General features: G+C 71.9%; 13 protein-coding genes. 10 read left to right on the top strand and 3 right to left on the bottom strand.

What is annotated here, in order from left to right; all coding sequences use genetic code 11:
- Window positions 1-825: 825 nt before the first annotated feature.
- Together AB0B72_RS02375 and AB0B72_RS02370 are read right to left on the bottom strand one after the other, a co-directional pair.
- Entirely contained in the window at window positions 826-1,044 is a 219-nt protein-coding gene (locus AB0B72_RS02375; RefSeq protein WP_367736465.1) for a DUF397 domain-containing protein, read from the bottom strand.
- Window positions 1,041-1,892 carry a helix-turn-helix domain-containing protein gene (locus AB0B72_RS02370; RefSeq protein WP_367736464.1) on the bottom strand — a complete coding sequence of 284 codons (852 nt, stop codon included), beginning with the start codon at window positions 1,890-1,892 and terminating at the stop codon, window positions 1,041-1,043. Before AB0B72_RS02370 ends, AB0B72_RS02375 begins: the two co-directional genes overlap by 4 nt.
- Before the next feature lie 146 nt (window positions 1,893-2,038).
- On the opposite strand from AB0B72_RS02370, the gene AB0B72_RS02365 reads away from it, so the two are divergent.
- From AB0B72_RS02365 to AB0B72_RS02335, 7 genes are all read left to right on the top strand, one after another.
- Complete coding sequence (locus AB0B72_RS02365; protein WP_367736463.1) at window positions 2,039-2,512, top strand: ATP-binding protein; 474 nt, start codon at window positions 2,039-2,041, stop codon at window positions 2,510-2,512.
- Between the two features lie 152 nt (window positions 2,513-2,664).
- The gene (locus tag AB0B72_RS02360; RefSeq protein WP_367736462.1) at window positions 2,665-4,104 is read left to right on the top strand and encodes an MFS transporter; all 1,440 of its coding nucleotides are present in this window, start codon (window positions 2,665-2,667) and stop codon (window positions 4,102-4,104) included.
- 95 nt (window positions 4,105-4,199) lie between these two features.
- Window positions 4,200-4,691, top strand: a complete 492-nt coding sequence (locus AB0B72_RS02355; protein ID WP_367736461.1) for a PH domain-containing protein — start codon at window positions 4,200-4,202, stop codon at window positions 4,689-4,691.
- The gene (locus AB0B72_RS02350) at window positions 4,688-6,346 is read left to right on the top strand and encodes a PH domain-containing protein (protein WP_367736460.1); all 1,659 of its coding nucleotides are present in this window, start codon (window positions 4,688-4,690) and stop codon (window positions 6,344-6,346) included. Before AB0B72_RS02355 ends, AB0B72_RS02350 begins: the two co-directional genes overlap by 4 nt.
- A 125-nt stretch (window positions 6,347-6,471) precedes the next feature.
- Window positions 6,472-6,858, top strand: coding sequence for a hypothetical protein (locus AB0B72_RS02345; RefSeq protein WP_367736459.1), 387 nt, complete (start codon window positions 6,472-6,474; stop codon window positions 6,856-6,858).
- A gap of 10 nt (window positions 6,859-6,868) precedes the next feature.
- Window positions 6,869-7,540, top strand: a complete 672-nt coding sequence (locus AB0B72_RS02340) for a response regulator transcription factor (protein ID WP_367736458.1) — start codon at window positions 6,869-6,871, stop codon at window positions 7,538-7,540.
- Entirely contained in the window at window positions 7,537-8,874 is a 1,338-nt protein-coding gene (locus tag AB0B72_RS02335; protein WP_367736457.1) for a sensor histidine kinase, read from the top strand. The genes AB0B72_RS02340 and AB0B72_RS02335 overlap by 4 nt, the downstream gene beginning before the upstream one ends.
- Window positions 8,875-8,910: 36 nt before the next feature.
- Here the strand turns inward: AB0B72_RS02335 and AB0B72_RS02330 are convergent, their stop codons facing one another.
- A complete protein-coding gene (locus AB0B72_RS02330; protein ID WP_367736456.1) occupies window positions 8,911-9,657 on the bottom strand; it encodes an SDR family NAD(P)-dependent oxidoreductase in 747 nt (248 codons plus the stop codon).
- 104 nt (window positions 9,658-9,761) lie between these two features.
- On the opposite strand from AB0B72_RS02330, the gene AB0B72_RS02325 reads away from it, so the two are divergent.
- From AB0B72_RS02325 to AB0B72_RS02315, 3 genes are read left to right on the top strand one after another with little or no spacing between them, the layout of a single operon-like run.
- Window positions 9,762-10,967 carry a cysteine desulfurase-like protein gene (locus AB0B72_RS02325; RefSeq protein ID WP_367736455.1) on the top strand — a complete coding sequence of 402 codons (1,206 nt, stop codon included), beginning with the start codon at window positions 9,762-9,764 and terminating at the stop codon, window positions 10,965-10,967.
- Window positions 10,968-11,019: 52 nt separating this feature from the next.
- Window positions 11,020-12,033, top strand: coding sequence for an agmatinase (speB, locus tag AB0B72_RS02320; RefSeq protein WP_367736454.1), 1,014 nt, complete (start codon window positions 11,020-11,022; stop codon window positions 12,031-12,033).
- A gap of 55 nt (window positions 12,034-12,088) precedes the next feature.
- Complete coding sequence (locus tag AB0B72_RS02315) at window positions 12,089-13,102, top strand: hypothetical protein (RefSeq protein ID WP_367736453.1); 1,014 nt, start codon at window positions 12,089-12,091, stop codon at window positions 13,100-13,102.
- Window positions 13,103-13,127 lie beyond the last annotated feature (25 nt).

Below are 13,127 nucleotides of genomic sequence, written 5' to 3'. Positions count from 1 at the left end.
CGGCACCACCGACCTCGACCTCCTCGCCCCCGCCTGCACCCACCACAACCGCGACAAATTCCACCACCCCCACCGCTACACCACCCACCGCAACCACGACGGCACCTGGACCCTCCTCCACCACCCCAAACGCCACCACCCCAAACGCCACCACCACAAACGATGAACCAGCACACGATGACCACCAGCCAGAACCCGCCCCTGCCAGCCGGGTCTGCCGCGGACGCGGGCAACAAGCCGCTGACGAGCCGGTGGCGGGACACAACCCGCCCCCGTGCGCGCCGAACGGCAACGGTCGCCCCTTGCCGCTGCCGACAGCGGGAGCGTCGAAGCAGCATGGCGGACGCCGAAGCGGACACGGACGCGGCGGCGCAAGAGGCGAACGCGAACGGGGCGCGGCAAACGCCGGAATTCGACGCGGCACGGCAGACGCCAGAAGTGGACACGGCAAGGGAGACGCCGGTGACCGCGACGGCCCGCCTGCGGCACCCGCGACACCGGGGCGTCGACCGTGCACATGCCCTACCAGGGCACGTCGGCCTGCTCGGCGTGCCCTGGTCGCCCCGAACCGAGAACCTGCTGGAAAGCCCGCGGACGCAAGGCGAGCCGGCGACTGCCACAGCCATCGCCCAACAGCACAGACGTGTTGAGGGCCAGACCATGGGCCTGCCACACACCGACTGCCACGCACCGACTGCCACGCACCGACGATCCGCTCCACCGACATGGTGATCGCCCGGACAGCAGCTCTTTTGTTACGTCACGACGAACGATCCAACCGATATGACCAGATTCGGCGCAGATAAATCCATAAGATCGCGATGTCTATAAATCGAACTCGCCCTCTTTGACACCGTCGAGGAAGGCCTCCCACTCGGTGGAGGTGAACATCAGCTTCGGGCCGTCCGGGTTCTTCGAGTCGCGTACGGCGATGCCGTCATGCAGGAGGGCGACCTCCACGCACTGGTTGCCTACTGTGTTCGAGCGGGCCGCCTTGTGCCACACGGCCCCGGCCAGGTCGTTCGCGGGTTCGATTCCCCTCATCGTCCTGCGATCTCCTTCTCGACGGATCTGATCTTCTCCAGGGAGCCCTCCGGGCCGAGCGCGGCGGCGCGGAGGTGATCGAAGACCTGGACGTACGCGTGGACCTGCTCCGCGCTCTCCAGGTAGAGCTCGCCGCCCATGTTCTCCAGGAACACCACTTCGGAGTCCTCCGGATCGGGAAAGGCGAGAATGGCCAGCGGGTTGCCCATGCCGAGGTAGGCGCCGGTGTCGAACGGAAGCACCTGGACGGTGACGTTCGGCAGCACCGCCACCTCCTGGAGCCGGCGCAGTTGCTCCGCCATGACGGGCGGGCCGCCGACCGGCCGCCGCAGGGCCGCCTCGTCGAGGACCACCCACAGCTCCAGGGCGTCCGGCCCCGTGAGACGGCGCTGGCGCTCCATCCGGGCCGCGATGCGCCGCTCGATCTCCGCTGGATCCTTCACCAGGGCGGCGCCCACGACGGCGCGGGCGTACGCCTCGGTCTCCAGCAGCCCCGGCACCAGCAGGGGCTCATAGTTGCGGACCGAGGCCGCCTCCGCCTCCAGCCCGACGTACGGCCCGGGGAGGACGTCGCCGTAGGCGTGCCACCAGCCGCGCCGCCCGGCGTCACGGGCGAGCGCGAGGAGCGCCTCCCGCTCGGATCCGCCGATGTCGTAGAGGTCGAGCAGGTCACGCATGGTCCGGCCCTGCGGCCGGCTGTGCCCGCTCTCGATGCGGTAGACGGTGGAGGTGGCCACGCCCAGGCGCCGCGCCACCTCCTCCCGGGAGCGGCCCGACTCCCGGCGCAGGCGCGTCAGCTCGGCGGCGAGCCGGCGGAGCCGGACCGTCGGGCCGCGTCCTACCCGCATAAGATGACAACCCCTTACGAAAAGTAAACTTTGCACTCGTGCATTCGCCGTATTGCATGACCGAATTCCGGCGTGCAGGATGAATGCAGTCTTACACGGGCCTCGATTCGCCATCCGCAGGCGGGTGCACAGGGAGTTATCGCAGGATGACAATTCTCAACCTCTCGGGGAGAATCGCGATCTCGCGCCCCTTCTCGGGAGCCCCCTGGGAGGCCGGTGAGGCGAGAAGGTTCGTCGCCCGCCACCTGAGTGACGGCCACCCCTGCCTGGACGACGCGGTCCAGCTGATCGGCGAGCTGGTCGCCGAGTCGCTGCGGCACTCCTCGGCCTGCGGCAGCGACCCCGGGTACGCGGTGGCCGTGAGGGCCACGCCGGTCGCCGCACGGGTGACGCTGTCGACCCGCGCGTGCGGCTGCTGGACCTCCCCCACTCTGACACCGGGGCGGGGGGTGCATCTGGTCAGCCTTTTCACCCGCCGCTGGGGGGTGACGGCGAGCCGGACCGGCGTGTGCGTGTGGTTCGAGCTCGGCCGTGACGCGGGGCCGCCCAAGGCCGACCCGTCCTGCGACGAACCGGGCGCAGGCCTGGCGGCCAGGGCTGAGGACCACGCGGAGCGCTGAACCCACAGCCGACCCTCGCAGCCGGGCCACTCACAGCGGGGCCACTCACAGCCGGGCCACTCACAGCAAGGACGCCTGAGCTCAGGCTCACAGAGGCATCTTGCGCCGATTGCGGGGTAGACGGGCGCCATAGTTCCGAAGAAGGGGACGAGATGGCGCAGATAAGTACTGACATACCCGCACGGCTGGACCGGCTCCCCTGGGCACGCTGGCACTGGATGGTGCTCATCGGCCTCGGCACCGTATGGATCCTCGACGGGCTCGAGGTCACCATCGTCGGAGTCATCGGCCCCAGGATCACCGATCCGGACAGCGGCCTCGGGCTGACCGACAGCCAGGTCGGCCTCGCCGCCGGGATCTACGTCGCGGGCGCCTGCCTCGGAGCCCTCCTCTTCGGCCATCTCACCGACAGGTTCGGGCGCAAGAAGCTCTTCCTGGTGACGCTCGCCGTCTATCTCGTCGCGACCGTGGCCACCGCCTTCTCCCACGAGGCGTGGTACTTCTTCCTGTGCCGGTTCTTCACCGGCGCCGGCGTCGGCGGCGAGTACGCCGCGATCAACTCGGCGATCGACGAGCTGATCCCCGCGAGGGTGCGCGGCACGGTCGACCTGGTCGTGAACGGCTCGTTCTGGCTGGGCACCGCGATCGGCGCCCTGGTCGCGATCCCGGCGCTCAACGGCGACCTCGTGTCGCCCGACCTCGGCTGGCGCCTGCTGTTCGGGCTCGGCGCGATCCTCGGCATCGGCATCCTGCTGGTCAGGCGCATGGTGCCGGAGAGTCCCCGATGGCTGTTCATCCACGGCCGCGAACGTGAGGCCGAGGAGATCGTGAGCGGCATCGAGAGGGAGGTCCGCGAGGAGACGGGGAAGGACCTGGAGCCGGCCTCGGGCGAGATCAGGATCACCCAGCGGGACCACACTCCGCTCGGCGAGGTCGCGACCACCCTGCTGCGCCGCTACCCGAAGCGGACCGTCGTGGGCCTGGCGCTGTTCATCGGGCAGGCGTTCCTGTACAACTCGATCTACTTCACGTACGCGCTGGTGCTCTCGACGTTCTTCAAGGTCCCGGACGGGACCACCCCGTGGTACCTGATCCCGATCGCGATCGGGAACTTCCTCGGCCCGGTGCTGCTCGGCAGGTTCTTCGACACCATCGGCCGCCGGGTGCTGATCGCCGGCTGCTACGCCCTTTCCGGCGTCCTGCTGCTCGGCACGGCCGCGCTGTTCAACGCCGGAGTGCTGTCCGCCGGGACGCTGACCGCCTGCTGGATGGTGGTCTTCTTCTTCGCCTCCGCCGGGGCGAGCTCCGCCTACCTGACCGTGTCGGAGATCTTCCCGATGGAGACCAGGGCGCTGGCCATCGCGCTGTTCTACGCCGTGGGCACCGGGCTCGGCGGCATCATCGGGCCGGTGCTGTTCGGCCGGCTGGTCGAGAGCGAGACCGCGAGCAACGTGGCGATCGGCTACGTCATCGGAGCGGCCCTGATGATCGGCGCCGGCGCCGTGCAGTGGTTCATGGGCGTGGAGGCGGCGCGCCGCTCGCTGGAGGACATCGCCGCTCCGCTCAGCTCTCAGGAGCACCAGCTGGCGTGACACGGCATCCCGGGGCGGGTAGTGACATTCGTCCTGTGAGAGACAGGATCGGCTGCACTGCGTGGTGTCCGCGTCGTTAAGGCAAAGTATGGGGCGTGGACACCACAACCCTCCGCCCTCCCCTGCACCGTGTCAGCCGTACCGCGATCTGGTACTGGACGGCACGCGCCGCCCTCGGCTGGCTGATCGTCATCGGCGCACAGGTGCTCTGGCTGATCGGCGACGAAAATCAGCGGCCCGCCCATTACGCGGGCCTCGCCGTCACCGCCGTCGTGGCCCTGGCACACGTCACGGTCATGCCGCAGTGGCGCTACCGCGTCCACCGCTGGGAGGCCACCCCCATGGCGGTCTTCACCCAGTCGGGCTGGTTCAAGCAGGAATGGCGCATCGCCCCGGTCTCCCGCATCCAGACGGTGGACACCGAGCGCGGGCCGCTGGAGCAGTTGTTCCGGCTGGCCAACGTCACCGTGACCACCGCCTCCGCCGCCGGGCCGCTGCGGGTCAGCGGCCTCGACCGGGACACCGCTCAGCGCCTCGTCGCCGACCTTACCGCCACCGCCCAGGCGACGGCGGGTGACGCCACATGAGCACCGCCGCCGACATGAACGGCCCTGCCGGGATGAACGGCCCCGCCCCCGAGGAGAAGTGGCGGCGGCTCAGCCCGCGGATGCTGGTCATCCACCCGTTCCAGGAGATCGTGCGGGCCGCCCCCGCGCTGCTCGGCCTGGTGTTCGCGGGATCGAACAGCGGCCACAGCCACTGGTGGAACCTCGCGGCCGTCGGCGTCATGGTGGCGCTGGGAACCCTGCGCTGGTTCACCACCACGTACCGGATCACCGCGGAGCACGTGCAGGTGCGCAAGGGCCTGCTGAACCGGAAGGTGCTGACCGTCCCCCGCGACCGGGTCAGGACCGTGGACGTGACGTCGAACATCCTGCACCGCTTGCTGGGGCTGGCCCGGGTCGAGGTCGGGACGGGCCGGTCGGACCGCAAGGGCGGCGGCGAGCTCAAGCTCGACGCGCTCTCCGCGCCCGAGGCGGCCGCGCTGCGGGAAGACCTCCTGCACCGCGCGAACCAAGCGAACCGCGTGAACCCCGCGAACCCCCAGGCCGTTCCGGGCGCCTCCACGGAGACGGCTCCCGTGACGGCTCAGGAAACCGGCACCCCCGAGACCGTCCTGGCCGCGTTGAGTCCCGGGTGGGTCAAGTACGGGCCGTTCACGATGTCGGGACTGATCACAGCCGGCGTGATCGCCGGATTCCTGGGCCGGCTGACCTCCGAGGGCAACGTCGACCTGAACCGGGTCGAGTCGCTCAGGGACGGCTGGCAGTGGTTCACCGGGCTGTCGCTCCCGGTGGAGATCGTGCTGATCATGCTGGTCCTGGCCGTCTTCGTGGCGGTCGCCTCGACGTGCGGCTACGTCCTGGCGTTCTGGGGCTTCCGGCTGACCCGCCACACCGGGGGGACTCTGCACGTCACCCGCGGCCTCGTCACCACCAGGGCGACCACGATCGAGGAGCGGCGGCTGCGCGGTGTCGAGGTGAGCGAGCCGCTGTTGCTGCGCGCGGCGCGCGGCGCCCGCCTGATCGCGGTGACCACGGGCCTGCGGGTCGGCCGGGGCGCGCAGCGCGGCGGGTCCATGCTGCTGCCGCCCGCCCCCCGGGCGCGGGCGCTGGCGGTGGCTGATCTCGTCCTCGGCCACACCTCCGGGCCGTCGCCCATCACGGCTCCCCTGACGCAACACGGTCCTGTGGCCCTGCGCCGCCGGTTCACCCGCGCCCTCGGGGTGCACGCGCTGCTCGTCGCGGCGCTGCTCGCGCTGGACGCGTGGGCCGGCCTGGCCGCGTGGGTAGGGGTGACGGCCCTCGTCCTGCTCCCGGCCACGGCCCTGATGGCGGCGGATCGCTACCGGAGCCTCGGACACACGCTGGCGTCGGGATACCTCGTCACCCGCTGGGGATCCATGGTCCGCCGGCGCGTCGCCCTGCGGTGCGACGGCGTCATCGGCTGGAACGTGGAGCGGTCGTTCTTCCAGCGCCGCGCCGGGCTGGTGACCCTCACGGCGACCACAGCGGCCGGCCGCCAGGGCTACGCCGTGCCGGACGTCACGCTGACCGAGGCCCTGCGCCTGGCGTCCGAGGGCTCCCCCGGTCTGCTCGACCCGTTCCTCATCCACCACGTGGCCGCCTCCACGGGCGTCGCCGCCGCCCTGGACGGCGACCCGCGCGAGGCCCGCCGCTGAAGCCAGGCCACCGCGGACGTACGGCGAGCCGGTCGGGGTTTAAGGGGATCTGAAGGCCGGGCGACGGGCCGCTGAAACTCCGGGCGGTCTCCTTGGCTCATCGCCACTACGAACAAGGAGACCACATGCGCACCAAGACCTGGCTGCTCGCCGCGGGGGCGGCGGCGACGGTGATCGCCGGCGGGTCCGGCATCGCGTTCGCCACCTCGGCGGCCCCGTCCGGCCCGGCCGCCGGACATCACGTCCCGGCCAAGCAAGAGCCCGCCAAGCAGAGCGACCCCGACGCCGGGCAGACGTTCTTCACCGAGGAGAGGATCGGCGTGCTCGCCTCCGAGCTGGGAATCGGCGGCGAGCAGGCGCACCGGGTCGGCCACGAGCTGGAGGCGCTGGCGGCCGAGGGCGGTGGCAGTCTCAGCCCGGCCGACCCGGCCTTCATCGCGATCGCCGCGAGCGTGGGCAAGACCGCACGTGAGCTGGCGGCGGCCGTGGACACGCTGAAGAAGATGGGCTGAGCTGGGGGTCATGAGAGTTCTGGTCGTCGACGACGACGACGCGGTCCGGCGGTCGCTCTCTCATGCGCTGCGCAGGGACGGATACTCGATCACCGAGGCGTCCGACGGGCTGTCCGCGCTGGACCACCTGTCCCGGGTACGGCACGACGCGATCGTGTTGGACGTCCTCATGCCTGAACCGAACGGCCTGGAGGTCTGCAAGCGGCTCAGGCGGCGCGGCGACGACACCCCGATTCTCATGCTCACGGCCCGCGACCTGGTCATCGACCGGGTCGCGGGCCTGGACGCCGGGGCCGACGACTACCTGGTCAAGCCGTTCGCGCTCGAGGAGCTGCGGGCGCGGATACGCGCGCTGCTACGGCGGAGCGGGGCGACGCGCGAGGTGCTGGAGTTCGCCGGCGTGTCGCTGGACACGACCGAGCGGCGCGCTTCCCGTGGCGGCCGGATCCTCGCGATGACCCGCACGGAGCTGTCGCTCCTCGAACTGTTCCTGCGCAACCCGCGCCGGGTGCTCACCCGGGAGATGATCTACGAGTCGGTCTGGGGGTACGACGGCACCGGCGGCTCCACGGCCCTCTGGGTCCATCTCAGCTACCTGCGCGCGAAGCTGGAGGAAGGGGGCGCGCCGCGGCTCATCCAGACCGTGCGCGGCATCGGGTACGTCCTGCGGGAGGAGCCGTGAGCCTGCGGACGCGCATCGGGCTGGCGGGCGGCGCCGTCGTGTTCTGCGCGCTGCTGATCGCCTCGCTCATCCTGTATCCCATGATCGGCGGCAGGCTCCAGGACCAGATCGACCTGTCACTCGTCCAGACCGCCACGGATTCACCGAAGATCCTCGACCGGGCGAAGCAGAAGATCGCCAGCCAGGGCTCCGGTCCCGCGGGGGCGACCGGGCTGATAAGCGTGGGGAGCGTGACCCTCCAGTTCGTCCCTCCGCCGGTCCGTCCGGGGCCGACGGACGCGTTCGTCCCGGTCGGCGAGCGGGACGGGGACGTCGCCCGCCTCCTCGACCGGCCGTACTTCCAGAACGTCACCTTCGGGGGAGTCGGTTATCGCGTCTACACCGCGCCGGTCGCCCAGGCCGAGGGCGCGCTCGTACGCGTCATCCGCCCGCAGTCGGACGCCACGGTGCCCCTGGAGAGACTGCGGGCCCTGCTGATCGCGCTGACGGCGGCCGGCGGCGTGCTGGCGGTCGTCGTGGCACGGCTGGCGGCGGGCCGGGTGCTGCGCCCGGTGGCGCGGCTGACGGAGACGATCGAGCACGTCACCGCGACCCAGGAGCTCTCCGCCCGGATCACCGCCCGGGGCGGCGACGAAATCGCCCGGCTCGCCGGCGCGTTCAACGCGATGATGGCGGAGCTGGAGGGCTCGGTCACCGCCCAGCAGCGCCTGGTCGCCGACGCCTCACACGAGTTGCGGACGCCGCTGACCAGCCTGACCACCGATCTGGACCTGCTGGCGGACGGGCGGGGCCTGGCCGACCCGGCGGCCCCCGAGCTGCTCGGCGCCGCCCGTGAGCAGGCCCGCCGGCTCGCCGTCCTCATCGGCGGCCTGCTCGACCTGGCGCGGTACGGCTCGTCCGCGCACTCGGAGGACGTCCGGCTCGACCTGCTCGCCGTCCATGTCGTTGAGCGCGCCTCCTCGTCGGCTCCCGCGCTGCGGTTCGAGGTCGACAGCGAGGCGACCCTGGTCCACGGCGATCCCGACGCCCTGGAGCGGGCCATCGGCAACCTGCTCGACAACGCGGTCAAATGGAGCCCCCCTGGAGGCGTGGTCCACGTCCGCGTCCGCGAAGGAAGCGTCACCGTGACCGACGAGGGCCCCGGCATCGCGGGCGCCGACGCGCCGTACGTCTTCGACCGGTTCTACCGTTCGGCCGCCGCCCGTTCCCTGCCCGGCTCGGGGCTCGGTCTCGCCATCGTCCGCCAGATCGCCACCGCCCACGGCGGAACCGCCGCCCTGATCCCGACCGAGCGCGGCACTCGGCTGACCCTGGCGCTCCCCCTCAGAGGGTGACCCGCACGGTTCCGGCGGCTTCCATCCGCGGCGCGGTCAGGTGCGCAGGTAGGAGGCGCCGTTGAGGTCGATGACGGTGCCGCTGGCCCACTCGGCGCCGGGGGACGCCAGGTAGAGCACGGCGGCCGCGATCTCCTCGGCCCGCGCGACCCTCCCGAAGGGGCTCTGCGCGCGGATCGCGTCGCCCCTCGGCGCCTTGAGGTGCTCGTTCGTCATGTCCGTCTCGACGAAGCCGGGCGCCACGGTGCCCACGGCGATGCCCAGCGGGGCCAGGGCGACGGCGAGCGACTGGCCGAGGGCGTTGAGCCCCGCCTTGCTGGCGCCGTACGCGGGACTGTCGGGCTCCCCGCGGAAGGCGCCGCGGGAGGAGACGTTGACGATCCTGCCGCCGCGGCCCATGTGCCGGACCGCGCTCCACATGATGTTGGCCGGCCCGACGAGGTTGACGTCGAGGGTCCGCCGCCAGGTGGCCTGCCACTCCTCGTACGAGACCTCCGTGACGGGGTGGGGGAGGAAGACGCCCGCGTTGTTGACCAGCACGTCGATGCCGCCGAGCGCCGCCGCCGCCTCGTCGACCATGCGGGACGCCTCCGCGGGGTCGGCCACGTCGGCCCGCACCACCGCATGGCCCTCGCCGGGCAGCTCGGCGCGGAGCCGTTCAGCGAGGCCGGAGGAGTCCCGGTGGTGGATGGCGACCCGGTCGCCCCCTGCGGCGAAGGCGACCGCGATCGCCCGTCCGATTCCCCTGGATGCTCCCGTGACCAGTACCGCTCGTCCCTTCATTGGCCGGACACTACAGGCTCCGCCGGGCGGTATGCGGCAAAAAAGGGGGAAATACGGCTTCCGTCCCTTCCCTCGACCCGGCCTCCGCACGACACTTGCCAGACATGAGCCTCGACGTCGAGCGCATCCGCGCGCTCTACCCCGCCCTCTCCGACGGATACGCCTGGCTGGACGCGGCCGCGGGCACCCAGGTGCCCCAGCCGGTGATCGACGCCATCGCCGCCGCCTACACCTCCGGCATCGGCAACACCCACGGGGCCTTCCCCGCCAGCGCCCGCTCCGACGCGATCGTCACGCGGGCCCGCGAGGCCGTCGCCGACCTGGTCGGCGGTGACCCGGGCGGCGTCGTCCTCGGCCCGAACATGACCACCCTGACCTACCGGTTCGCGTACGCGCTGGCGAAGGACTGGGGGCCGGGGGACGAGATCGTGGTGTCCCGGCTCGACCACGACGCCAACGTGCGGCCGTGGGTGCAGGCGGCCGAACGCGCGGGCGCGCTGATCCGGTGGGCGCGGGTCGAGACGCCGAGCGGCGAGCTGCCCGCCGAGCAGTACGAGGAGCTCGTGACCGAACGGACGAGGCTTGTCGCGGTCACCGCCGCGAGCAACATCCTGGGGACCATCCCGGACGTCCGCCGCATCACCGACCGGGCCCGGGCCGTGGGCGCGCTGGCGTACGTCGACGGGGTCCACGCCACGCCGCACATGCCGATCGACATGGCGGCGTTCGGCGCCGACCTCTACGCGACGAGCGCCTACAAGTGGTCGGGCCCGCACATCGGAGCCGTGGTCGGCCGCCCCGAGCTGCTGGAGCGACTCCGGCCCGACAAGCTCGCCTCCTCCTCCGACGAGGTGCCGGACCGGTTCGAGACCGGCACCGCGCCCTTCGCCGACCTGGCGGGTGTGGCGGCGGCGGTCGACCACCTCGCCGGCCTCGACACCGGCGCGACCGGCTCCCGGCGGGAGCGGCTGCTGACCTCGATGGCGGCGGTGGAGGCGCATGAGCAGGCCGAGCTGGCCCATCTGCTCAAGGGGTTGTCGTCGCTGCCGCACGTGAGCGTGGTCGGGTCGCCCGCACGCCGTACGGCCACCGCGTACTTCACCGTGGCCGGGCACACCCCGCGCCAGGTGGCCGAGCACCTGGCCGCCGGCCGGGTGAACGTGTGGGACGGGCACTGCTACGCCTGGGAGCTCACGCGGGCGCTGGGCATCCGCGACGAGGGCTCGGCCGTACGAGCGGGCCTGGTCCACTACAACCACAGGCCGGACGTGGACCGGCTGCTGAACGTCCTGGAGGACCTGCGGCACTGATGTCCCTGCCAGGTCATAGCATGTCATCCCAGATCAGACGCGAGGAGTTCGCTTGAGCCGCTACGGCCAGATGTTCGGGCCCGACATCACATTCCTCGGCGTCGACCGCTGCGACCTCGGCGACCCGGCGAGCTACGAAGGCGCCGACGTGGTCATCGTGGGGGCGCCGTTCGACGGGGGCACCTCCCACCGCCCCGGCGCGCGGTTCGGGCCGAACGCCATCCGCCAGACCTGCTACCTGCCGCACGACGGGTCGCGGCCGAGCCTGGCCCTGCGGGTCGACGCCCTGCGCGACCTGCGGGTGCTGGACGCCGGCGACGTCGAGACGTACGCGGGGGACATCGAGGGCAGCCTGCGCGCGATCGAGGACGCGGTCGCGCGCATCGCGGCCTCGGGGGCCATCCCCATCGTCCTCGGCGGCGACCACACGGTGGCGCTTCCCGACGCGACCGGGGTGGCCCGCCATCACGGCTTCGGCCGGATCTCGATGTTGCACTTCGACGCGCACGCCGACACGGGGCACATCGCGTTCGGCCACCTGTACGGCCACGGCCAGCCCATGCGGCGGCTGATCGAGTCGGGCGCGATCCGGGGCGACCGGTTCCTGCAGATCGGCCTGCGCGGCTACTGGCCCGAGCCCGACACCCTCGACTGGATGGCCGGGCAGCGCATGCGGTCGTACGAGATGACCGAGATCGTGACCAGAGGGCTCACCGAATGCCTCACCGAGGCGTACGGCATCGCGCTCGACGACTGCGACGGCGTCTACCTGTCGGTGGACGTGGACGTGTGCGACCCCGGGCACGCCCCCGGCACCGGAACGCCCGAGCCCGGCGGCCTGTCCGCCCGCGAGCTTCTCGACGCGGTCCGGCGGACCTGTTACGAGCTGCCCGTGGTCGGCGTCGAGATCGTGGAGGTCGCCCCGCCGTACGACCACGCGGACATCACCGCCTACCTCGGCAACCGGGTCGTGCTCGAGGCGCTGTCGGCGATCGCGCGCCGCCGGGCGGACGCGGAGACGGGCGCCCGCTGGGACCCCGCCCGGCCGCTGCTCGACGGCCGCTGAGCCGTTTTCCCCGCATCCCGGACGGCCGTACGAGCGATCTGGTAGGACTTGTCGGATGACGCGACCCCGGCGCGCCCTCCCCTCGACCCGCCACTCGACCCGCTCCGCGAGTCTCCCCGTGGCCGGGCCGGTCGCCGTACTGGTGGCCGCGCTGCTCGCGACCGGCTGCTCGGCGGCCGCCACCGGCCGCGCCTCCGCCCCTGCGGCGAGTGAGCACGTGCCGGCCGGAGGACGGCCCTCCACCACCGGCGCTACGGGGCACGGCTCGCCCACCGCCGCGAAGGCGGAGGCGAGGCGGTCACCGGTGCGGGTCCCGGCGGGTGTGACGGCGGGGTACGTCGTGGTCGACGCCCGCACGGGCAAGGTGACCGCGCACCGGCTGGCCCACCACCGCTTCCGCTCGGCCTCGGTGGTCAAGATCCTCATCGCGCTCGACTACCTGGAACGGCACAAGGGCCCGATCCCCCGCCGGCACCTGGCCCTGCTCACGCCCATGCTGCGGGGCAGCGACGACGACGCGGCCACCGCCCTGTGGCGGCTCGGCGGCCAGGGGAAGATCGTGCAGCGGGTCGCGCGCCGCCTCAAGCTGGCCGACACCGGCCCGCCTCCGGCGGCCAAGCCCGGCTTCTGGGGCTACACGGCGATCAGCGCGGCCGACATAGCGCTCGTCTACCGGTATTTGCTCGGCCGCGCAGAGCCCCGGGTCCGCGACTTCGTCCTCGGGAACCTGCGCCAGTCGTGGCGGTGCGCGAGCGACGGCTTCGACCAGCACTTCGGCATCCCGCGCGCCGTCCCCCGGCCGTGGGCGGTCAAGCAGGGATGGTCGGGGTTCGGATCGGTCCCCCCGGTCCGCTGCACGGGCGCAGGAACCGCATCGTCGCAGACGGAGACCTCCCCAAAGGGTGTTGCTCCGGTTGATTTCAGTCGTCCGGTGCTCCACACTACTGGCGTGATCGGCGACCGGTTGATCATGGTGGTGCTCACCCTCCAACCTCCGGGCGCGTCCTATACGAACTCGGCCAAACGGGTGACCAAGCTGGCGAGGGACCTCTATCTCAGCGTCGCCTAGCGGCCCGGATCGTTTAGGAGCGGGG

Source organism: Microbispora sp. NPDC049125 (assembly GCF_040802045.1).
Lineage (GTDB): Bacteria > Actinomycetota > Actinomycetes > Streptosporangiales > Streptosporangiaceae > Microbispora.
The sequence above is the reverse complement of the archived record's forward strand: the minus strand, read 5'-3'. Positions and strand labels throughout refer to the sequence as shown.